Annotated in this window: 22 protein-coding genes; 7 read left to right on the top strand and 15 right to left on the bottom strand. The window is 62.6% G+C overall.

Features of this window, described 5'->3' with window-relative positions:
• The first annotated feature begins 24 nt into the window (after positions 1-24).
• A complete protein-coding gene (locus AC0L2R_RS15745) occupies positions 25-1,506 on the top strand; it encodes an amidase (RefSeq protein ID WP_473510042.1) in 1,482 nt (493 codons plus the stop codon).
• 55 nt (positions 1,507-1,561) lie between these two features.
• Here the strand turns inward: AC0L2R_RS15745 and AC0L2R_RS15740 are convergent, their stop codons facing one another.
• Both AC0L2R_RS15740 and AC0L2R_RS15735 read right to left on the bottom strand, forming a co-directional pair.
• On the bottom strand, positions 1,562-2,833 hold the full coding sequence (locus AC0L2R_RS15740) for an ROK family protein (protein ID WP_473510089.1): 1,272 nt from the start codon (positions 2,831-2,833) through the stop codon (positions 1,562-1,564).
• A gap of 179 nt (positions 2,834-3,012) precedes the next feature.
• Positions 3,013-3,609, bottom strand: a complete 597-nt coding sequence (locus tag AC0L2R_RS15735) for a glutathione S-transferase family protein (RefSeq protein ID WP_473510040.1) — start codon at positions 3,607-3,609, stop codon at positions 3,013-3,015.
• A gap of 460 nt (positions 3,610-4,069) precedes the next feature.
• Between AC0L2R_RS15735 and AC0L2R_RS15730 the strand changes: the two genes are divergently transcribed.
• Complete coding sequence (locus AC0L2R_RS15730; protein WP_236473184.1) at positions 4,070-4,609, top strand: hypothetical protein; 540 nt, start codon at positions 4,070-4,072, stop codon at positions 4,607-4,609.
• A 148-nt stretch (positions 4,610-4,757) separates the two neighbouring features.
• On the opposite strand, the gene AC0L2R_RS15725 is transcribed toward AC0L2R_RS15730, so the two are convergent.
• The gene (locus AC0L2R_RS15725) at positions 4,758-4,889 is read right to left on the bottom strand and encodes a hypothetical protein (protein ID WP_268931698.1); all 132 of its coding nucleotides are present in this window, start codon (positions 4,887-4,889) and stop codon (positions 4,758-4,760) included.
• A 141-nt stretch (positions 4,890-5,030) separates the two neighbouring features.
• Here AC0L2R_RS15725 and AC0L2R_RS15720 point away from each other — a divergent pair, with 141 nt between their 5' ends.
• Positions 5,031-5,369, top strand: coding sequence for a transcriptional regulator (locus tag AC0L2R_RS15720; RefSeq protein WP_473510038.1), 339 nt, complete (start codon positions 5,031-5,033; stop codon positions 5,367-5,369).
• Here the strand turns inward: AC0L2R_RS15720 and AC0L2R_RS15715 are convergent.
• From AC0L2R_RS15715 to AC0L2R_RS15670, 10 genes are all read right to left on the bottom strand, one after another.
• Entirely contained in the window at positions 5,339-5,791 is a 453-nt protein-coding gene (locus tag AC0L2R_RS15715; RefSeq protein ID WP_473510036.1) for a hypothetical protein, read from the bottom strand. The two genes, AC0L2R_RS15720 and AC0L2R_RS15715, sit on opposite strands and share 31 nt — an antisense overlap.
• Positions 5,792-5,922: 131 nt before the next feature.
• Entirely contained in the window at positions 5,923-6,768 is an 846-nt protein-coding gene (locus AC0L2R_RS15710) for a 23S rRNA (adenine(2030)-N(6))-methyltransferase RlmJ (RefSeq protein ID WP_473510035.1), read from the bottom strand.
• Between the two features lie 3 nt (positions 6,769-6,771).
• Positions 6,772-7,386 carry a hypothetical protein gene (locus AC0L2R_RS15705; protein WP_473510033.1) on the bottom strand — a complete coding sequence of 205 codons (615 nt, stop codon included), beginning with the start codon at positions 7,384-7,386 and terminating at the stop codon, positions 6,772-6,774.
• A gap of 257 nt (positions 7,387-7,643) precedes the next feature.
• Positions 7,644-8,744: an ABC transporter ATP-binding protein gene (locus tag AC0L2R_RS15700; RefSeq protein ID WP_473510031.1), complete on the bottom strand. Its 1,101-nt coding sequence runs from the start codon at positions 8,742-8,744 to the stop codon at positions 7,644-7,646.
• A gap of 10 nt (positions 8,745-8,754) precedes the next feature.
• Positions 8,755-9,588, bottom strand: coding sequence for a carbohydrate ABC transporter permease (locus AC0L2R_RS15695; protein ID WP_473510029.1), 834 nt, complete (start codon positions 9,586-9,588; stop codon positions 8,755-8,757).
• A 13-nt stretch (positions 9,589-9,601) separates the two neighbouring features.
• Entirely contained in the window at positions 9,602-10,537 is a 936-nt protein-coding gene (locus tag AC0L2R_RS15690; protein WP_027152651.1) for a carbohydrate ABC transporter permease, read from the bottom strand.
• A 151-nt stretch (positions 10,538-10,688) separates the two neighbouring features.
• Complete coding sequence (locus tag AC0L2R_RS15685; protein ID WP_473510027.1) at positions 10,689-11,948, bottom strand: ABC transporter substrate-binding protein; 1,260 nt, start codon at positions 11,946-11,948, stop codon at positions 10,689-10,691.
• A gap of 27 nt (positions 11,949-11,975) precedes the next feature.
• Entirely contained in the window at positions 11,976-13,151 is a 1,176-nt protein-coding gene (locus AC0L2R_RS15680; RefSeq protein WP_473510026.1) for a PLP-dependent transferase, read from the bottom strand.
• On the bottom strand, positions 13,148-13,882 hold the full coding sequence (locus AC0L2R_RS15675) for a FadR/GntR family transcriptional regulator (protein WP_091590567.1): 735 nt from the start codon (positions 13,880-13,882) through the stop codon (positions 13,148-13,150). The genes AC0L2R_RS15680 and AC0L2R_RS15675 overlap by 4 nt, the downstream gene beginning before the upstream one ends.
• 231 nt (positions 13,883-14,113) lie before the next feature.
• Positions 14,114-14,794 carry a TetR/AcrR family transcriptional regulator gene (locus AC0L2R_RS15670; RefSeq protein WP_473510024.1) on the bottom strand — a complete coding sequence of 227 codons (681 nt, stop codon included), beginning with the start codon at positions 14,792-14,794 and terminating at the stop codon, positions 14,114-14,116.
• Positions 14,795-14,983: 189 nt separating this feature from the next.
• Here AC0L2R_RS15670 and AC0L2R_RS15665 point away from each other — a divergent pair, with 189 nt between their 5' ends.
• A complete protein-coding gene (locus tag AC0L2R_RS15665) occupies positions 14,984-15,472 on the top strand; it encodes a RidA family protein (RefSeq protein ID WP_473510023.1) in 489 nt (162 codons plus the stop codon).
• A 133-nt stretch (positions 15,473-15,605) separates the two neighbouring features.
• A complete protein-coding gene (locus AC0L2R_RS15660; protein WP_473510021.1) occupies positions 15,606-16,328 on the top strand; it encodes a haloacid dehalogenase type II in 723 nt (240 codons plus the stop codon).
• A gap of 38 nt (positions 16,329-16,366) precedes the next feature.
• Here the strand turns inward: AC0L2R_RS15660 and AC0L2R_RS15655 are convergent, their stop codons facing one another.
• Positions 16,367-16,816: a DNA polymerase III subunit chi gene (locus tag AC0L2R_RS15655; protein ID WP_473510020.1), complete on the bottom strand. Its 450-nt coding sequence runs from the start codon at positions 16,814-16,816 to the stop codon at positions 16,367-16,369.
• Between the two features lie 19 nt (positions 16,817-16,835).
• Positions 16,836-18,347, bottom strand: a complete 1,512-nt coding sequence (locus tag AC0L2R_RS15650; RefSeq protein ID WP_027152660.1) for a leucyl aminopeptidase — start codon at positions 18,345-18,347, stop codon at positions 16,836-16,838.
• Positions 18,348-18,597: 250 nt separating this feature from the next.
• Here AC0L2R_RS15650 and AC0L2R_RS15645 point away from each other — a divergent pair, with 250 nt between their 5' ends.
• Together AC0L2R_RS15645 and lptF are read left to right on the top strand one after the other, a co-directional pair.
• Positions 18,598-18,906: a hypothetical protein gene (locus AC0L2R_RS15645; protein ID WP_128169248.1), complete on the top strand. Its 309-nt coding sequence runs from the start codon at positions 18,598-18,600 to the stop codon at positions 18,904-18,906.
• A complete protein-coding gene (lptF, locus tag AC0L2R_RS15640) occupies positions 18,903-20,105 on the top strand; it encodes an LPS export ABC transporter permease LptF (RefSeq protein WP_473510019.1) in 1,203 nt (400 codons plus the stop codon). Before AC0L2R_RS15645 ends, lptF begins: the two co-directional genes overlap by 4 nt.
• The last annotated feature ends 16 nt before the right edge of the window (positions 20,106-20,121 follow it).

The following is a 20,121-nucleotide window of genomic DNA, read 5'->3' as shown; positions in this document are numbered from 1 at the left end:
ACCCAACAAGACGGAATGGCTTTCATGACTTCTGCCGACGACCTGACGCAGCTCTGTTTCCTGCCGGCCACGGAACTGGCCGCACGCATCCGGCGCCGCGACGTGTCGCCGGTCGAGGTGACCGAGGCCTATCTGCGCCGCATAGAAGCGCGCAACCCGGTCGTCAACGCCTACACGCTAGTTCTCGGCGACCAGGCGATGGACGCCGCGCGTGGCGCCGAGAAGGCGGTGATGACCGGCGGCCCTCTCGGCCCGCTGCATGGCGTGCCGGTCGGCATCAAGGATCTCGACGACGTCGCCGGGGTGCCGACCTCAATGGCGTCGCTGGCGGTGCAGGACCGGGTCCCGAAAAACAGCGCGGCAGCGGTCGAGCGCCTGCTCAATGCCGGCGCCATCGTGCTCGGCAAGACCAACACGCCGGAGTTCGGCCACAAGGGCATCACCGACAATTTGCGCTTCGGGCCGACCAGCACGCCATGGGCGACCGGCTATAATTCCGGCGGCTCGTCGGGCGGCAGCGCGGCAGCAGTGGCCGACGGCATGGCGGCGCTGGCGCAAGGCACGGATGGCGGCGGCTCGGTGCGCATCCCGGCCTCGTTCAGCGGCACCGTCGGCTTCAAGCCCTCCTTCGGTCGCATCCCTTCGGTGACGCGCCCCGACGGGTTCCTGTGGGGGCATCCGCTTGTCCATATTGGACCGCTTGCCCGCACCGTGGCGGACGCCGCGCTGATGACCAAGATCATGGCCGGGCCGCACAGCCGCGACCCGTTCAGCCTGCCCAATGATGGCGTGGACTATGTCGGCTCCGTGCAAGCCCCGGCACGGAAGCTGCGCGTCGCCTACAGCCCGCGCCTCGGCAACTTTCCGGTCGACGCTGAGGTCGCCGCTGTCATTGCCAGCGCGGTCGAGGTCATGCGGCAGCACGGCGTCGACGTCGATGAGGTCGAGCTCGATTTCAAAGCCGACCACGAGGAACTGGCGGCGCTCTGGGTGCGCACAATCTCGATCCACTATGCGGCAATCGCCGTGTACTGGAAACAGGAAGGTATCGACCTGATGGGCGAGCACGCCGCGGTGCTGACCCCGCAATTCCGCGCCATGCTGGAAGGCGCCTACAAGGTGTCCGCCGTCGACCATGCGCTCGACGATCGTTTGCGCACCGGCGTCCATGACGGCCTCGAGGATGTGTTCGAGACCCATGACCTGATCGTCTCGCCAACGCTGGCCATTCCGCCGGTCAGGAACGCCACCGACGGCAACACGATCGGGCCGACATCGATCGGTGGCGAAGCGGTCGATCCGTTGATCGGCTGGTGCATGACCTACCCGATCAACTACACCGGCCATCCCGCGATCTCGGTTCCAGCCGGCCTGACAGCACAGGGCCTGCCGGTCGGCCTGCAGATCATCGGGCAGCGGCACGCCGACGAGAGCGTGCTGGCCATGGCAGCGCGATTCGAACGCATGCAGCCCTGGTTCCAAAGCTATCCAGGGCTAGCAGGGTAGTAGACGTGGCATTGGCTTCCCCTTCTCCTTGTGCTTCTTGTGGGAGAAGGTGGGCCTAGATCGGAAGCTGCAGCAGTTCGGAGATCACCAGTCCGGCGGCGCCCAAAAGCGCGGCCCCATCGCCTGCATCGCCAGCGATGAGCTCGATCGCGCCACCCGGGCGCGCGGGAACCATGGCACGGACATGATCCGCTATCGCGCCCAGCAGACGGTCGCCGCCGAGCACGACATCGCCATGCAGGATGAAGATGTTGGGCGCCACCGTCTGCTGCAGATTGGCGATGCCGACGGCGACGTTGCGTGCATAGCGATCGAGCAGCTCGGCCGCCCCCGGCAATCGGCGCGCCGCCATGTCGACGAGACGTGTCGAATCGATCAGTTCGGGCTCCGGCAGGGCCGCGCCGGCGGCCTCGCGCCTGAGCCAGCTCAACGTGGCGATGGTGTCCCAGCAGCCGCGCCTGCCACAGCGGCAGAGCTCGCCGTCGAGCTGTACAAAGGTGTGGCCGAGTTCGCCCCCAGCGCCTGCCGTGCCGCGGTAGAGGTGGCCGTCGAAATAGAGCGCGCCGCCCAGAACCTCGCCGGTGTAAACGACCGCAAACTGCCTGACGCCGCGCCCGGCGCCGAACCAGCGGTCGCCGACCAGCAAGGCGCGCGGATGGTGGTCGAGCTTGACAGGCAGGCCGAAACGCCGACCAAGCTCGTCGGCGAGCGGATAGCGGTCGAGCGCCGGCGCGAGATTGATAGTGACGATCGATCCGCGATCCGTATCGACCATGCCGCCGACGGCAACACCGATGCCGAAGGGCGTGCGTCGTGCCTTGGCCAGCGTGTCGCCGACGCATTCGGCGATCGTCTCGATGATCGGCCCGATCGGCCCCTTGCCGTCCGGCAGCGCCATCTTGCGTTCCGATTCGATATTGCCGTCGAGCGTCGCTACGCAGGCATGGACGGCGTCAGGCATCAGCAGCACGCCGCAGATCGGACGGGCATTGGGCGAGAACCACAGCGGCCGCGCCGGCTTGCCGCCGCCGGGATTGGCCGGGATAGGGTCGCTCTCCACCAGCACCTGGTCGTCGATCAGCGGCTGCACGATGCCGGAAATGGTGGTGCGGTTGACGCCGGCAAGCCGCGCCAGCTCGGCACGGCTGGTAGGCCCGAGATCGAACAGAGCCTGCAGCACGCGGCCGCGATTCGTCGAGCCGACCATCGAGGAGGACAGCAGCGCCTTGCGCTGGCGCAGAGGCCGAGCCGCCACCGAGCTATCGCCGGGCCGCGTGAACAGGGCACTGCGCCCGCCATTCGGACCGATATCGTCGGTGTTATCCATCTCAGGGTTTTTCACACGGGCTCCTGGCAGCCCTCTCTAGCCCAGGATCTCGCGAGTTTCGAGAACTTTGTACGGGAAGGCAACAAACTCATTGTAAGGAGTGTGGTAGAGGAACCGCCGATCCCCCCTTGTAGGGAGATTGGCCGTCGCCAAGCTCTAATGCCGAAAAAACCCTGCCCTCAAGCCGGAACCGCTGGCTTCAGCTCGGGAAACTTCTCGTCGAATCGCGTTGCCCAGCGGACCAGCCTGCTGCGGCCCTTTTCCCATTTTCCGGCAAAGCGCAGTGAGAGATAGCCAAGGCAGGCGCGCAGCGCCAGCTGGCCGGCGGTGATCTTCTTTGGCAGCTTTGGCGGATTGGCGTTGAGCAGATCGAGCGCGTTGGTGATCTTGGCCCACTGGCGGTCGAGCCACGGTTGGTAGACCATGTCTTCGGGGCGCGTGCGCCGCTCATAGACCATCGACAGCGCGCAGTCGCAGATGCCGTCGGCCAGCGCTTCAAGCACTTCCGCCTCGAGGCGCTTGTCGGGATTGCGCGGAAACAGCGCGTTCTTCGACATGCGGTTGAGATGCTGGGTAATGGCGCGGCTATCGTGGATCGAGCGGCCGTCGTCGAGCACCAGCACCGGGATCTTGCCGAGTGGATTGGCGTCGATCAGATCAGCCGGTTTGTCTTCGGTTTTTATCGGCACGAGCTCGACGGCGATGCCGGCATAAAGCGCGGCCATGCGCACTTTCGAACTATAGGGTGACGTGGACGCGTAGAGCAGTCTGGGCATGATCGGGTTCCTGTTTGCCGAGTACAGAGCATGGACGCGCAAAGGCCGCTGTAGCACTTTGAATTTGCGTATGATCCATTTCCGCGACACTGTTGGCCGGACATCCCGACATGATCAACAGCCCACAGGCGGAAAAACCGGGCGCCACAGCGAACGACCGTCCTCTTCCACGATCCGCAGGCAGATGAGCGGTACAGTGCCAGCCTGAGAGCATCTGAACAGGTCAGACGGGTTCGAAACCGAGCCAACTTGGTCTTGCACCAAGAATTTCTCTCCGGGCACAGAGAAATGCCCCACCGGACTTCGCCATAAGGCGAAGTCCTGGGAGCTGCGAAAAGCTGTCTTCCCTCCGCCTCTGTTGCTGCCCGAGCACTGACCCTGCGAGCGAGGCGCCTATCCGGCACCCGCCCTCAACCGTCCTCAGCACTGTCCTCCGCGAGCGAAGAAGCGCGATTACTTCTTGGCCTTCGCGGTCGCGGCCTTCGCCTTTGGTTTGGCCGCAGGCGCTGCTTTCTTCACCGCTACCGAAGACTTCGCTGCCGCCGCTTTCTTTGCCGGCGCAGCCTTCTTTGCGGGTGCAGTCTTGGCAGGCGCAGCTTTCTTCGCTGCGGGCTTGGCCGCGGCCTTTGCAGCCGGCTTCTTGGCCGGCGCTGCTTTTGCCTTGGCGGGCGCGGCCTTGGCCGGTGCTGCTTTCTTCACTGCCGGTTTTGCCGCAGCCTTCGCAGCCGGCTTCTTGGCGGGCGCTGCTTTTGCCTTGGCCGCGGCGGCCTTCGGCTTGGCAGCAGGTGCTGCTTTCTTCACAGCGGCTGCGGCCTTTGCCGCCACTGCCTTTACTGGTGCTTTCTTTGCCGGTGCCTGCTTTGCCGGTGACTTGGATGCCGGCGCTTTGGATGACTGTTTAGCCATATCATGCCCCTTAGTTGTGCCGACGGCCGTTAATGACCCGGCGCGTAATGCATATCTGACTCGCGCTTGTCTAGCCAGCGAAGCATCATCATGATTTTTTCAGTTTAAGTTTTGGTTACAGGCGACACACGCTCGTGCTGATTTCGCAAAATGCCGTTGCTGCTCTTCGATCTTTGCGGACGGTTTGCGACAGACATTCTGCGCGCTTTGCCGGAACCAATCCCACTACAAAGCGCTGAAGCTTAGCAAGCCTTTTTTGTTCGTTGATCGTCGACCGACACCACCATGACGGCTGCTTCATCGATCTCATCTTCTTGTTCTAGCAGGCGATCTACACAAGCTGCAAAAGCAAAGCGCGGCAATTCCGCTGCCATGATTTGTCCGCAGTTGACAGATTACTCTATTTGGCAGAGTATTCTGAATCATCTGGAAGAGCGCATGTCATTCGCGCAATATCGGGCGGCGCTGTCCCAGATCAGTGAGACTGAACGCCGGACACCACAGCAGGCCCGATAATGGCTGCCGACGAAATCATCCACCAGAGCGTGCGGCTCAGGATCATGGCGGCGCTGAATTCTCTGGGACGGCGCGAAGCGCTGGAATTCACCCGATTGAAACTCATCGTCAATGCGACCGACGGCAATCTCGGCGCGCATATCGATACGCTTGCCACGGCGGGCTATGTCGATGTCGAAAAGCTGTTTGTCGGACGTCGACCGCAGACGCGGGTCAAGGCGACGTCAGTCGGACGGCGCGCCTTTCGCGGTCACGCCGCCTTCCTTCGCGCCATCATCGATGAGGCGGAGCAGCCCGGCAAACGCGTTCAACGCAGGACGCGGCAGCGGCCGTTGTAGACCATCCAGCGGTCGAAGCCCGCGACGCAGAATTCGACATTATCGCCGATCGAGGCAAAGCCCTGCCCTTCCTCGATCAGATACCAGATGGTGCGGGCGTGGCCGTCGGACAGGCTGACGGTGGCGCCGCAATAGCGGCGGCCGATCGGCCAGGTTTCGTTGGCTGGCAGATAGCGATTCTGGTGGATGCCCTGGAAATCGACAATCGCGACGTCGGGCAGATTCGGCACGTGGTGCACCTGGTAGGAGAAGCGGCTGGTGATCTTGTTCAGCACCCAGGCCTCACCGCAAACGCCGCTGTCTTCTTCGGTATAGACGGCAAGGTCGGCCGCCTTTGCTGGCTGGGTGACAGAGAGGGGCGTGCCGAGCGGCGTGCAAAGCGCTATCAGTGCGGCAAGGGCGGATTGGGCGAAGCGAGTCATGGCAGCCTCTTATGGTCGACTGCGCGCACTGTGCGGATTCGCTTGCGCGCGGTCAAGCGGTTGTAGCGACAATGGTTTCCTAGTTTGAAATCGCCTTCAACCAGGACAGGCGCGCGGATAGCTCTGCCGCCCTACGCCGCCAGCCATTCCAGCGTCCAATGCGCCGGTTTTTCAATGACAAGCAAATTGTGCAAAGCCGGCAGCAGCGTGCGCAATTCGCCTTCCAGCGTGAACGGCGGGTTGACCACCACCATGCCGCTGCCGTCAAGGCTGGGCTCGGCCGACGGCGGCCTGATCTCGAAGCCGATGTCGAGCAGCTTCGGGACACCTGACTGCGCCAGTGCCTTGCGGAATGCGGCGACCGCCTTGCGGTCCTTGACCGGATACCATAACGCATAGACGCCGCCGGGCCAGCGCTTGTGGGCTTTGCACAGCCCATCGACGAGGCGGTCGAATTCGCCCTCCTCCTCGAAGGGCGGATCGACCAGCACGAGGCCGCGCTTTTCCTTCGGCGGCAGATGCGCGCCGAGGGCCAGCCAGCCGTCGAGCTCGATCACCCGGGTCTGGAAATCGCCTTGGAACAGCGCCCTCAGCTTCGCGGCGTCCTGGCGATGCAACTCGATCGCCGACAGCCGGTCCTGCTTGCGCATGAGATGACGCGCGATCAGCGGTGAGCCCGGATATTTTTTCACGCCGCCTTCAGGATTGAGCGAACGGACGGCTTCCAGATAAGGCGCCAGTAGCGCCGCCGCCGGTGCGTCAAGCGCGGCATCGACCAGTCGGCCGATACCGCCTTGCCATTCGCCGGTCTTTTGCGCTTCAGTCGACGATAGGTCGTAGCGGCCGATGCCGGCATGGGTGTCGATGACGCGAAAGGCCTTGTCCTTCTGCTTCAGATATTCGACGAGCCGGCTCAGCACGACATGCTTGATGACATCGGCGAAGTTTCCGGCGTGATAGGCGTGGCGGTAATTCACGATCTAGTTCGAGCCCCTGCCCCAGCGTGGCGGTGGCGGCTGCGAGTTCGGATTTTGCGGCCGGCGGCCGCCGAAACGCAACGCCAACAGCAGCCCGATCAGGCCGGCCGCTATCAGCGAGAAGCCGACCGGCCGCGCCCGGCGATCGATCTCGCCGACCCCGGAACGCAGCACGAGGTCCACCGCCCGCATCTCGATGCCTTCGACGTCGCCCGGGCCGATGGTGAAGAGGTACGGGCCGGGGATGACCTTCGCGATCAGGCCGGCTTCGTCGCGAAAGATCTTGTCCGGCAGTTGCGGGCTGACCTGGCGCGGATTTTCCGAATGGTTGAATTGCAGCGTCGAGGCGAGCACGGTCCTGCCGCCGGTGGCGGCGGTCAGCGTCAGCACGGTGCGGTGTTGCGAGACGACGACGCGTTCGGTTCTCGCGGTGAGGTCGACCAGCACCCGCACCGGCGCGTCGCGAGCGGCCAGAGGCACCGTCGCCGGCTTGAACCGGCCCTGTTCGTAAACCCGCCAGGTGCCGATCTCACGGCCGGAGAAATTGGTCATCGCCCAGGGATAGACGACGCCGATGCCGATGCCGGCGAGCAGGATCAGAAGAAACAGAAAGCGCATGCGCTCGACTACCTTGCCTGCTTTTGTTTGACCATGATCTCGTCCGAAAATCGGTTCCCACTTTTGTTTCGCTGACATTCGGTTCGGAGTCATGGTCTAGCGCCGCCGTGGCGCGTTCCATCCCGTCCCAAAGCCATGTCGAGGCCGAGATCAAATGTCGTATCGAATTCGGCGGTGCCAAGATAGACAATAGCATCGGACCCAAAGGTGGGAACCGGTGGGAGAATCCGAATGATCTGAGCGCCCGATAAGGACGATCAGCCCTTCCCCTGCTGGAGGCTCGTTTCCAATGCGCGCATTCCAGTCTCGTCGAACAAATGCAGATGTTGCGGCGGGAAAGCCACCGTCACCGTCGGGCCAGCCGTCAGCGCCGCCCTGTCCAGCGTGAAGACGTTGAATGGCAGGCCATGCAGGCCGAGATGCAGGATGATGCCGAAGCCGGTCGGCTCGATCAGGTCGACCGTCGCCCTCAGGCTGCTCTCCGATGCCGGCGACATCTCGACATGCTCCGGCCGGATGCCGAGCGTCACCGCCGCGCCCTCCTCGAGTTGATAGGCTGACGAAAGCCCAATCAGCGTTCCGTCAGGCAATCGTGCGCCGGCCGTGCCTGCGCCGACCTCATAGCGCGCCGACAGAAAATTCATCGCCGGCGATCCGATGAAGCCGGCGACGAACAGGTTGGCAGGGCGGTCGTAAAGCTCCAGCGGGCTACCGACCTGCTGCACCACGCCCTCATGCATGGCGACGATCCGGTCGGCCAGTGTCATCGCCTCGATCTGGTCGTGAGTGACATAGATCGAGGTCGCGCCGAGATCGCGGTGCAGCTTCTTGATCTCTGCCCGCATCTGCTCACGCAAGCGCGCATCGAGATTGGACAGCGGCTCGTCGAACAGGAATGCCTTGGGCTGTCGCACGATCGCGCGGCCCATCGCCACGCGCTGACGCTGACCGCCCGACAGTGCCTTCGGCCGCCGCGCAAGCAGCGGCTGCAGCTCAAGCTTCCTGGCTGCATTGCTGACGGCGGCCGTGATCTTCTCGCGGGCAGCCTTGCGGATGCGCAGGCCGTAGCTCATGTTCTCGGCAACATTCATGTGCGGATAGAGCGCGTAGGACTGGAACACCATGGCGATGTCGCGGTCCTTGGGCGCCCGCTCATTGACGCGCATGCCGTCGATCCGGATCTCACCTTCGGTCACCTCCTCGAGCCCGGCGATCATGCGCAGCAGCGTGCTCTTGCCGCAGCCCGACGGCCCCACCAGCACCACGAACTCGCCGTTCTCTATCGACAGGTCGACGCCATGCAGCACGGAGACGACGCCGAAATTCTTGCGGACGTTGCGGATGTCGATCGATGCCATGGAACCTCACTCAGCCCTTGACCGCGCCGGCCGTCAGGCCCTGGACCAGATAGCGCTGGATGAACAGGAAGAAGAGGCAGGCCGGGATCAGCGCCAGCACGCCGGCCGCCATCATCTGCCCGAAATCGACCGAAAACTTCGACACGAAGGTGAGCAGACCGACCGGAAACGTGGCGGCGCTGTTGCCCGAAATCAGCATCAGCGCGAACAGCAGTTCGCTCCATGCGGCGGTGAATACAAAACCCAGCGTCGCCGCGATGCCGGGCAGCGTCAGCGGCAGGACGATCTGGCGAAACGCCATGAACTGCGTGGCGCCATCGATCTTGGCCGCCTCCTCCAACTCCTTGGGAATGCCGTCGAAAAACGACTGCATCAGGAACGTCGCGAAGGGGATGTTGAAGGCGGTGTAGACGACGACCAGCCCGGTCAGGCTGTTGGTCAGCCCGAGTGGCGAGAGCATCTTGAAGATCGGCGCGACCAGCATCACCAATGGAAACATCTGGGTGAGCAGCATCAGCGCGACCAGCCAGTATTTGCCGCGGAAGGTGAAGCGCGACAGCGCATAGCCGGAGAGAGACGCAAGCAGCGTCACGATCACGGCCGTCGCGCCGGCAACGATCATGCTGTTCCTGAAGAAGACCGGGAATGCGCTATGGGCCAGCACGAAGCGGAAATGTTCAAAGCTCATCCGTGACGGCCACATGCGCACGCCCTCGGAATAGAGCAGGTCGTTCGGCGTGACCGATACTTTCAACAGCCAGAACAGCGGGAACAGTGCAAAGAGGACGTAGAAGAGGATCGCCAGGCGGTGCAGCGCTGTGCCGAAGGTCGAATAGCTGTTCATCTGGTCATCCCGATCAGGCCCGATCCATCAGGACTTGCCGCAGCATGACGATCAGCATCGAATAGGCGAGCAACAGGACGAGCAGCACCAGCGCAATGGCCGAGGCATAGCCGAAATCCAGGGCCCTGAAGGCTTGCGTGAAGATGTAGCTCGCGACGATCTGGGTGCGGTCGGCAGGCCCGCCGCTGGTCATGACGATGATCAGGTCGGCGAAGTTCGAGATCCAGACGGTGCGCAACAGCACGGTGATCGCAATGGTCGGCGCAAGGAACGGCAAGGTGATCGACGTGAACCGCCTGAATGCCCCGGCGCCGTCGATCGCCGCCGCCTCGTAGAGGTCGCGCGGGATGGCCTGGAGCGCGGCCAGCAGCGTGATGGCGAAGAAGGGAATGCCCCACCAGACGTTGGCGATGATCGGTCCCCACATGGCAAGCTGCGGATTGGAAAGGATGTTGGCCGGTTCATTCATGAGGCCGAGCGCATAAAGCCAGTGCGGCAGCGGTCCGATGACGGGGTTGAACAGCCACGCCCAGTTGAGCCCGGTGAGGAAAGTCGGTACCGCCCAGGGCAGGAACACCAGCGCCTGCGCTATGGCGCGGCCGGCGAACGGCCGGTCGAGCAACAGCGCCAGGATCAGGCCGAACACGAATTGCAGCAAGACGGACGCGCCGGTCCACCACAGCGTGTTGCGCAGCGCCCGATAGAAATTGTCGTCGTCATAAAGGGTGCGAAAATGATCGAGCCCGACATACCCGCCGGAGAAGGGATTGAGCAAGTGCACGTCGCGGAAGGCGTAGGACAGGCCTAGCACTAGCGGCGCCAGCATGATGGTGACGATCAGAATCAGCGCCGGGGCGGTGTAAAGATATGGCTCGGCGTGGCGCGTGATCCGGTCGACCAGCGACCGGCGGCGCGATTCGGGGAACCCGGCGGTGGCGTCAAAAACCATCAGCTAACGCTTTCGCTCCCATTGGCCATCCGTCCAATCGACCATCCGTCCAATCGACCATCCTTCCAATCGACCCTCCTTCCAATTGACCATGGACGAGACGTATCGGAGCCACCCGCGATGGGCGGCTCCGATGCCTGGCGTCCGCCGTTTATTTCTTGGCCAGGTATTTCTGCTGCGCCTTGGTCAGATAGTCGGCCCACTGGTTGGCCATTTCCTCTGGCGTGATATCGCCAAGGAGTGCCTGTTGACTGGTCTTGATGACCATCGAGTCCTTGAAGAACGCGAACTCCTCGAGATAGGTCGGCATAACCGTTGGCACCGCATCCTTGTCCTCGAGTTCAGCGAACCAGCCCTTGAACTGCTCGCTTGCGTAGAAGGGATCCTTTTCGGCCGACTTGTGGACCGGCAGCGCTCCGGTGCGCTTGTTCCATTCGACATTGCCCTCGGGCCCTTCGAGCGTTTCGATCAGCTTCCAGGAGAGGTCCTTGTACTGGCTGGCCGCCATCATCGACCAACCGGCATAGCCGATGGTCGGGAACGTCTTGCCGCTCGGCCCCTTCGGCATGGTCGTGACGCCGTAGTCTTCCGGCTTCATCCGCTCGGCTATCGCGATCAGCGCGTCTGGATCCTGATCAAGCATTGCGCAGGTGCCGGTGTAGAATCCGGCGACGATTTCGTTAAAACCCCAGTTGACGCTGTCCTTCGGCGCCAATCCCTTCTTGTACAGATCGACGACCCAGGTCAGTCCCCTGACCCAGCCCTCGCTGTTCATGGTCGAGGTGCCGTCCTCATTGAAGAACTCGTTGGAGCCGGCCATGGTTGCGCCGAACATGATCCAGCCGTTGAGGCCACCCGGCCCGCCGCGCAGGCAGTAGCCATATTTGCCTGGAAGCTTGGATACTTTCTCCGATGCCGCCACGAACTCGTCCATTGTCTTGGGCGGCTCGGTGACACCAGCCTCCTTGAACAGCTTCTTGTTGTAGAACATCGCCCGCAGATAGAAGCCGTAGGGCAGCATATAGGCGGTGTTGTTCACGTCGCGGCCGAGTTCGAGCGCGCGATCGGTGAGGCCCGAGGTGTGCTCCCATTTGGCAAGATAGGGTTCGAGGCTTTCGAGAAGGCCGTTGTTGGCATAGAGCGACAGCCAGGTGTCCGGCATCTCCATGACGTCGGGGATTTCGCCGGCAGACACCATGGTCGCGAATTTCTGGAACGCCTCGCCCCAGGGCAGCGAGATCACCTCGACCTTGGTGCCCGGGTTGGCCGCCTCGAATTTGGCGACGATCGACTTCAGGGTTTCGGTACGCTCGGGGCTGGTGATCACCTCCACGAGCTTCAGCGTCGTGTCGGCGAGTGCAGCACCCGACATCAGTACGGTGGCGAATGCGGCGATAAGAAGCTTCTTCATTTTCCGTTCCCTTCTTGTCTGGTTGCTTCAGGTCTTTTCTTCGGAAGCGGCGTCGATCGCCGTTTCCAGGTCACTCCACAGCGCCTCGGTTCCCTCGAGGCCGACATGGAGACGCACGGACCGCGGATGGACGCCGAACGCCATCGCGGAATTGGGTTGGGCCTTCTGCTGCAGCACGACCTCGCCGGGCACAATGAGGCTTTCGTGGCCGCCCCACGACACGCCCAGCTTGAACAGCTTGAGGCGGTCGGCAAAGGTGCGGATGTCGATGCCGTCGCGGAAGACAAATGAGAACAGGCCCGACGTGCCGGTGAGCCCCGCGGGAAGCAGGTTGGCCAACCCTGGATGGCAGACCCTCTCAACGATTGGGTGATCCCGCAGGCGCCGTGCGATTTCGAGGCCGGAGGCCTGATGAGCGCGCATCCGAATCGGCAGTGTGCGCAAGCCGCGAATCAAGAGCCAGGCATCGAATGGCGACAGCTTGCCGCCGAGATATGGATAGGCTTCGCCGCGGATGCGGCCGATCAATTCCTTCGAGCCCGCGACCACGCCGGCCACCACGTCGCTGTGGCCGCCCAGGTACTTGGATGCGGAGTGGACCACAACGTCGACGCCGAGCGACAGTGGCCGCTGAAAGACCGGGCTGGCCCAGCTGTTATCGATGATGGTCGGGATGCCGCGGGACTTTGCCAGCGCAGCGAGCGCGCCGATGTCATGCGTTTCCATGACCCAGCTGGTCGGGCTTTCCATATAGAACAGCCTGGCGCCAGGCAGGGCGCTCGCGACAGCCGCCTCGTCGCGCCCGTCGACATAGGTCACCTCGATGCGCATGCGCGCGAGCAACGTCCCGAACAGTCTGAACGCGTCCGGGTAGATATGCCTGACCGCGACAATGCGGTCGCCCGGTTCGATGAAGCTCAGCACTGCCGATGAGATGGCGGACATGCCGCTTGCAAAACCGATCGCGTCCTCGGCGCCCTCCAGCTTCGCCAGCATTTCCTCGAACATGCGCACAGTCGGGTTCAGCCCGCGCGTGTAGGTCGGCCGCACTTTTTCGCCGCGGTATGTTTCGAGCATCTCGTCATAATTCGAGAAGGTGAAGAGCGAGGTCTGCACGATCGGCGGGACGACGGCATCGAAGGCGTTGCCCTCGTCATGGGCGGCGATCAGCGAGGCCTGGTCGAAAAAATCCGGGCCATTCATTTCGACATTTCCTCGATATCCTCTTCCACGATCTCGAGGATCTTCAGCGTTTTTCCGCGCGCCAGCTCCGCGTCCCCGGCGACGATGGCATCGAACAGCTCACGGTGATACGGGAACGATCGCCGCGCGAAATCCTGCCGGTCGAAAGGATGGTCCCAGAAGCGCTCGAACGCTTCGCGCATCTGCCCCAGGAGCTGCCGGAAAAGCGGGTTGTGCGTGGCATCGTAGACCGCTAGGTGAAAGGCCAGGTCTTCCGGCCCCGACGTGCCGGTGGCGAGATGGACGCGCTCCATCTCGATGAGTTTTTCCTCGATCGTCCGCAGATCGTCGACTGTCCGCCGCCGCGCCGCAACCATGCTTGCCTCGGCCTCGATGCCGCGGCGCACCTCAAGGGTATGCAAGAGACCGTCGCGCAGCTCAGCCGTATTGAGCGACAGCGGCAGATGGATCGTGCCGGCGGATATCGGCTTGAGCAGATAGGTGCCGCTGCCTTTGCGGGTCTCGGTGACGCCGAGCGCTTCGAAACGCCCCATCGCCTCGCGAATCGTCGAACGCCCCACGGAAAGCGCGGCCATCAGTTCGCGTTCGGTCGGAAGCCGGTCACCGCTCTTCAGCGCAGCGCGCTCGACATAGTCTGCCAGCGCTTCCATGACTTGTTTGCCGCGGTCCAACGGCGGGAGCGTGGCGATTGCCACACGCGTGGCAGGTGCCCCGGGCAGTTCGCCGCGCATACGCATGGGTACCTACGCCCAAAATTGGTCTGACATCTTAGCAGTTTTGCGCGCCGCCGGCCTTTCGTCAAGTGGCCTCGGCAGTGCAGAGGTTGCATTTTCGGCTCACACCCATTGCCGAACCTTGGACGTTGCCGCGTCTTCTGCGACCTTGCAAAAATCAGCTGCAAAACTGTGATTTTAATCGGCGATTTTGCGCCAGTCGCTTTCAGCCAAAGCTACCGTTCAGCCTCATTTTGGAGAGAGGCCATCGAGCAGGAAGCCGAGGCCATTCCTGAAAGCGCCGTCCCAATCATTGTCCAACAGCAGACGAGAGCGTTCGATTGTCGGATAACGTTCGCTGAGACGTGTAAGGCGCTGCTGCGCAGCGGCCCTGTCGTCGTCCGAGAGGTCGAAGCTCGCCCGGGTAATGGTGGCGCCCATCACATAGTTCCAGAGCGACCATATCGCAACGTTCACATCTGCGTCCGCAACGCCGGCTCTGGACAACGTCTTGCTCAGCAGTTCCAAGCGACCGAGGATGTTCGGGCCGAGCGCCCGGCGCGGCAACAGCGTTGCCGACCAAGGGTGGCGTAGCATGCTGGCGCGCCAGTCTTCGAGCACATGAACGACTTCTCCGCGCCAGTCTTGAGCTATTTGCGGCGGTCCGCGATATTCAAGCACCGAATCGAGCGCCAGATCAAAGACATCCTCTTTGTTGTCGACGTGCCAATATAGGCTCATCACGCCCGAGCCGAGGCGATCGGCCAGCCGACGCATCGTCAATCCGTCGACTCCTTGAGCGTCAAGCAGTTCCACCGCGGTCGCCACGATACGTTCCCGAGAGAGCGGCGGTTCACTACGCGGCTCCTGCAAGGGCTGGAGCCGCTCATTTATCCCTCGTTTGCTCCGGCCGCTGCGTTTGGCCGCCATCCGTCTTCCTCGCTGTTCAGAACGTCGATTTTGACCGGCAACGCGAACGAATGTCGATCTGAACGATTGACTCGTACGGCGTACCATACGATGACTCGTACGTCGCACGAGTCATCGTATGGGCGATACGGTTAAAGTTCAATAATGCCGGCCGCGAGGGTACGTTGCTCGCATAGCCAAGAGAAAATCATGTCACGCGCAATCAAGCATCTGCTTATCGAAGGGCTAATCATCATGACCATGGGAGTTCCCACTGCCACGACAGCCAATGAGAAGGATCTCAAGCTGACCATCGTCAATCCACAAAACCTCTACGACCCGTCGCCAAATGGCTACAGCACGGCGGTGATCACGCCGCGCGGAGCCCGGGTGGCCTACATGTCCGGACAGGGCGGCCAAGACAGCACGGGAGCCTTGTCGCCCGACTTCGCTGTCCAGGTTGAGCAGGCCTACACAAATTTGCGCACCGCCCTCGATGCGCTCGGTGCGAGGCCGGATCAGGTCGCCAAGCTCACCGTCTTCGTGGTCGATCACGATATGTCCAAGCTCGAGGTGTTGACCAAGACCGTCAAAAAAATGTTCGGTGAAGCGCTGCCGGCGCAGACCCTGATTCCCGTCCCCAAGCTTGCAATTGACCCCATGCTCTTCGAGGTGGAGGCCGTCGTCATTCTGGAATAGTGGTGCCGGTCGCCTTTCGCAGTTGTCCAGAGCTTCGCGGAATTACGAATTAAGGATCGCGGTAGGGACGCTCAGCAGGGAAAACGAGGCAGGCGACGAAGGAAAAATAGTGGGGATCGAGGAGCCGAATGTGATGGCATTGGATGGCGTACGTGCGTTGGTATTCGACGTGTTCGGCACTGTCGTCGATTGGCGCAGCGGCGTGGCGCGCGATGCTGAGCCGTTCCTGAAGCGGCATGGAGCAGGATCCGCTATCCCTACCGCTTTCGCGGATGCGTGGCGTCGCCGTTACTCTCCAGCGATGGAGGAGGTGCGCAGCGGCCGGCGGCCCTTTACACGGCTCGACGTGCTGCATCGGGAGAATCTGGAAGCCATATTGCCAGAATTCGGGATCGACCCGGCTTCGGTGCCAGCGTCCGAGTTGGACGAACTGAACCTGGCATGGCACCGATTGGAGCCATGGCCGGACGTGGTGGCCGGCCTTACACGGCTCAGGGCCCGCTATATCATCGCGCCGCTCTCGAACGGCAACATCGCCCTCATGCTCAACATGGCGAAGCGGAGTCGCATCCCCTGGGATGCAATCCTCGGCGCCGAAGTCGTGCGAGCCTACAAGCCTGCGCCGGAAGCCTATCTTCGCACCGCTGACGTCCTGTCAATGAAGCCGGATGAGATTTGTCTTGTGGCCGCCCACAATGACGACCTTGCAGCGGCTCGGGCATGCGGATTGCGAACAGCCTTTGTCCCGCGTCCGACCGAGCACGGGGTGGCGCAGACCACGGATCTGCACCCTGATCAAGCCTGGGACCTGGTGGCCAGCGACTTCATTGACTTGGCTGAACGACTTCAGTTGTAGCAACCCCAGGTTGCTGATCGCCCAGGCGGCAGGATTTGCTACGCCTTGCGTTCCCAGCGCCGGTCTGAGGTCTGCTGCCAGTAGGTGACTGCGTGGCCGGCTTCCTTCATCGTCTTCCAGTGCGTGCGCGCCGCCTCGAGCTGGGCCGCATCGTGGCCGTCGAACAGGAACACGGCGCGCTCGTAACCGGCAAGCTTCGGCGGCACCGCGCCGTCAACCAGGAAGCGTATCTGCGCCTCGTTCGGATTGTCATGGCTGGTTGTCAAAAGGATCGGCTGCTCGGCCGGATAGGATTCGCGGTCCGTCGCATGCGCCAGGAAGGAATCGTCCCTGAAGGTCCAAAGATGCTGGTCCAGCGCGTCGCGCCGTTCTTCGGAGCCGGTCTGTACCACGGCGCGCCAACCGCGATCGACACTGCGCTCAAGCAGGCCGGGCAACGCATCCTCCAGAGTCGATTCGGTCAGGTGGTAGAACAGGACGTCGGCCATGATCGCGCCTTGAAGCGCCTCACTCCTCGTAGTTGTCGCGAACCAGCCGGTCGAGCAGCCTGACGCCGAAGCCGGAGGCCCATGACTGGTTGATCTCGCTGGACGGCGCACCCATCGCGGTGCCGGCGATGTCGAGATGCGCCCAGGGTGTATCCCTGACGAAGCGCTGCAGGAACTGCGCCGCGATGATGGCACCGCCATAGCGGCCGCCGATGTTCTTCATGTCGGCATTTTTCGAATCGATCAGCTTGTCGTATTCGGTGCCGAGCGGCATCCGCCACACGCGTTCCTGCGTCGCCTGCCCGGCGCTCGTCAGCCTGTTCGCCAATTCGTCATTGTTGGAGAACAGCCCGGCATAGTGCTGGCCGAGCGCGACCATGGTGGCGCCGGTCAGCGTCGCCAGATTGACCATGAATTTCGGCTGGAAGCGATCGCTGCAGTACCACAGCGCATCGGCCAGAACGAGGCGGCCTTCGGCGTCGGTGTTGAGCACCTCGATGGTCTGGCCCGACATCGAAGTGACGATGTCGCCGGGGCGCTGCGCATGGCCGTCGACGGCATTTTCCACCAGCCCGATGATGCCGACGACATTGGCCTTGGCCTTGCGCGCGGCCAGCGCGTGCATCAGCCCGGTCACCGCGGCCGCGCCGCCCATGTCGCCCTTCATGTCCTCCATGCCGGAGGCCGTCTTTATCGAATTGCCGCCGGTGTCGAAAGTGACGCCTTTACCGACGAAAGCAATCGGGCTGTCCTTGGCCTTGCCGCCGTTCCATCGCATGACGGCCAGGCGCGCGCCACGCGGCGAGCCTTGTGCGACGCCGAGCAGCGCGCCCATGCCGAGCTTCTTCATCTCCTTCTCGACCAGGATCTCGACCGCGACGCCGAGCGCCTCCAGTTCGTTGACGCGGGCGGCGAATTCCACCGGCCCCAGTATATTGGCCGGTTCGTTGACCAGATCGCGCGCCAGGAGCACCCCGTCGATCACCGCAACCTCGTCGGCGAAGGCCTTTTTCGCCGCCGCCGGATCGGCGGTGTGGATGGTCACCTTAACCGGCTTTTTGGGCTCGGCCTTGTTGCCGTCGCGCTGGCCGTCGCCATTGTCCTTTTTCGTCTTGTACTTGTCGAAAGCATAGCTGCGCAGAAGAATGCCCGCGGCAAGCTGTGCCGCTTGCCTGCCGCCGACGTCAGCACCCGGCAGATCGAGCATGACCGCCACCTCCGTCGCCTTGCGCAAGGATGCAGCGATGGTGCCGCCAAGCTTGAGCCAGGCATAGTCGTCGAGCGCCGAGACCTTTCCGGCGCCGACCGCCACCAGCCGGTCGAGCGATGTGCCCTCCGGCGCCAGCACTTCGACCAGACCGGCGAACTTGCCGGAAAAGTCGGCCACCGGAAACGCCCGCTCCAGGGTCTTTGCCGGATCGCAAGCCTTTGCCGCGTCGCCGAGACCGCCATCGTTGGCCGCCAGCATGAAGACGCTGCCTTTTTTGGGCACTGCGAACCTGGCAAAGGCGATCGAAGGTCTCGAAGTCATCATGTCCTGCTTTCGGGAAAGGCGTTGGGTTTTCGGGGGAGTGCCTTGACGAACCAGATATTTGGCTGTTTCCGACCGGAAGCACCACCCCCATTTTCAATCATCGCCCCTGCCTGGCGATCTGCTGCGTATTGTGTTGGCGCCGATCACGACCGCACCGTGAAAAATCGATTCCTGGCCGGCTTTACTGCGCAATTCTGTTACTTCTGCTTTCATGCCTGTACCTGTCGCAGCCGCGGCGGCCATGTCAGTGACCGGCGCGACATTTGGTCGTTTTCCGGCATTTGGCAAGACTTTGCCGGAATCCGATCCCATATGGCAGATGGAATCGATGGCGATTCGTCGCGGCACGGCCCCGCTTTACTGCCGCAACCTGTTGTTAACCATTGATGTTCGCCCTTTCTTATCCAATGCCGCCGACACTCCGGCCACCGGAAACAACGATGTGGGACGGGAACCAGATCGAACCGCCAACGGACCGGTTGTGCAGGCGTCGCCGGGCGACTACCTTGTCTGGAGGCATGATGCCGTTCGGCAAAATCGAGAAAAGCCTTCATGAAGGTCGTTGAACGCTACATCATGCGTCGTGCGTTGGCGGTCTTCCTCGCAGCGCTCATCTGGACGCTGGCGATCGTGTGGACGACGCAGGTGCTCGCCCGCATCGATCTCGTGACCGACAGCGGGCAGTCGGCGCTGACCTTCTTCGAGGTCGCTGCGCTGATCATTCCGTCGATCGTCCCGATCGTCGTGCCCTTCGCCCTGGTGGTCGCGGTCGCGCAAACACTGAGCGCGATGAATTCCGATTCTGAGCTTGCCGTCTTGAACGCCGCCGGCGCTTCGCGCTGGACCATCGTCAGGCCGATCATGCTCCTGGCGCTGGCGGCCAGTGTTTTTTCGTTCGCCGTCGACAACGGCGTCGACCCCTATGCACGACAGAAAAACCGCGAGCTGGTGGCGTCGTCGCGCGCCGATCTTCTGTCGCTCATCATCCAGGAAGGCACCTTCCACAAGATCGACGACGGCCTGTTCCTGCAGATCGGCCAGCGGCTTCCGGACAACCGCCTTGGCGGCATTTTTGTCGCCGATTCACGCGAAGAAGGCGTCAACCTCGTCTACTACGCCAAGAGCGGCGCCATCATCGAAAGCGGCGACGAGAGGGTGCTGATGATGAACGACGGCGTCATCCATCGCAAAACGCTGGCCGGCGATCTTTCGGTCATCCGGTTCACCTCCTATGCCTTCGACCTGTCGGCCTTCATGTCGGCCTCATCGGAGGTATTGCTGTTGCCGAAGGACCGGACGACACAGTACCTGCTCAATCCCAGTCCGAACGACAAGATGTTCCAGAAAAGGCCGAACAAGTACCTGGCCGAGGTCCACCAGCGTTTCTCCGAATGGTCCTATTCACTCGTTTTCGCGCTGATCGCGCTTGCGGTCGCGGGAGACGCGCGTTCCCATCGCGAGGCGCGCATTCATCCGCTGATCACGTCTATCGCAATTGCCCTTTTCGTGCGCTGGCTCGGTTTCTTTGCCGCTGGGAAGGCCGACAACATTCCGCAATACGCCTATATGGTCTACGGCGTTCCTATTGTGGCGTCCGCAGTCGCGACATGGTTCATCGTCTCCAACCGGACCATGGAGCTGCCGGTCGCCTGGGCCGACTGGATGACGAATTTCGCCGGCCGCTTCGGTGACGGCTGGAGCGCCCTGAAGCTCCGCTTCGCCAGGCGCGGCGCTTCTGGCCAAGAGGCCGGCTGATGGGCTGGACACGCTA

Source organism: Mesorhizobium sp. WSM4820 (assembly GCF_055811075.1).
Note: the sequence above shows the minus strand (reverse complement) of the source record. Positions and strands in the feature narration are given on the sequence as shown.

Excerpts from the sequence above, each read along its gene's own strand:
- AC0L2R_RS15745 (WP_473510042.1), top strand. The coding sequence starts at position 25 with ATGACTTCTGCCGACGACCTGACGCAGCTCTGTTTCCTGCCGGCCACG.
- AC0L2R_RS15740 (WP_473510089.1), bottom strand. The coding sequence starts at position 2,833 with ATGGATAACACCGACGATATCGGTCCGAATGGCGGGCGCAGTGCCCTG.
- AC0L2R_RS15735 (WP_473510040.1), bottom strand. The coding sequence starts at position 3,609 with ATGCCCAGACTGCTCTACGCGTCCACGTCACCCTATAGTTCGAAAGTG.
- AC0L2R_RS15725 (WP_268931698.1), bottom strand. The coding sequence starts at position 4,889 with ATGGCAGCGGAATTGCCGCGCTTTGCTTTTGCAGCTTGTGTAGATCGC.
- AC0L2R_RS15720 (WP_473510038.1), top strand. The coding sequence starts at position 5,031 with ATGGCTGCCGACGAAATCATCCACCAGAGCGTGCGGCTCAGGATCATG.
- AC0L2R_RS15715 (WP_473510036.1), bottom strand. The coding sequence starts at position 5,791 with ATGACTCGCTTCGCCCAATCCGCCCTTGCCGCACTGATAGCGCTTTGC.
- AC0L2R_RS15705 (WP_473510033.1), bottom strand. The coding sequence starts at position 7,386 with ATGCGCTTTCTGTTTCTTCTGATCCTGCTCGCCGGCATCGGCATCGGC.
- AC0L2R_RS15700 (WP_473510031.1), bottom strand. The coding sequence starts at position 8,744 with ATGGCATCGATCGACATCCGCAACGTCCGCAAGAATTTCGGCGTCGTC.
- AC0L2R_RS15695 (WP_473510029.1), bottom strand. The coding sequence starts at position 9,588 with ATGAACAGCTATTCGACCTTCGGCACAGCGCTGCACCGCCTGGCGATC.
- AC0L2R_RS15690 (WP_027152651.1), bottom strand. The coding sequence starts at position 10,537 with ATGGTTTTTGACGCCACCGCCGGGTTCCCCGAATCGCGCCGCCGGTCG.
- AC0L2R_RS15685 (WP_473510027.1), bottom strand. The coding sequence starts at position 11,948 with ATGAAGAAGCTTCTTATCGCCGCATTCGCCACCGTACTGATGTCGGGT.
- AC0L2R_RS15680 (WP_473510026.1), bottom strand. The coding sequence starts at position 13,151 with ATGAATGGCCCGGATTTTTTCGACCAGGCCTCGCTGATCGCCGCCCAT.
- AC0L2R_RS15675 (WP_091590567.1), bottom strand. The coding sequence starts at position 13,882 with ATGCGCGGCGAACTGCCCGGGGCACCTGCCACGCGTGTGGCAATCGCC.
- AC0L2R_RS15670 (WP_473510024.1), bottom strand. The coding sequence starts at position 14,794 with ATGGCGGCCAAACGCAGCGGCCGGAGCAAACGAGGGATAAATGAGCGG.
- AC0L2R_RS15665 (WP_473510023.1), top strand. The coding sequence starts at position 14,984 with ATGTCACGCGCAATCAAGCATCTGCTTATCGAAGGGCTAATCATCATG.
- AC0L2R_RS15660 (WP_473510021.1), top strand. The coding sequence starts at position 15,606 with ATGGCATTGGATGGCGTACGTGCGTTGGTATTCGACGTGTTCGGCACT.
- AC0L2R_RS15655 (WP_473510020.1), bottom strand. The coding sequence starts at position 16,816 with ATGGCCGACGTCCTGTTCTACCACCTGACCGAATCGACTCTGGAGGAT.
- AC0L2R_RS15650 (WP_027152660.1), bottom strand. The coding sequence starts at position 18,347 with ATGACTTCGAGACCTTCGATCGCCTTTGCCAGGTTCGCAGTGCCCAAA.
- lptF (WP_473510019.1), top strand. The coding sequence starts at position 18,903 with ATGAAGGTCGTTGAACGCTACATCATGCGTCGTGCGTTGGCGGTCTTC.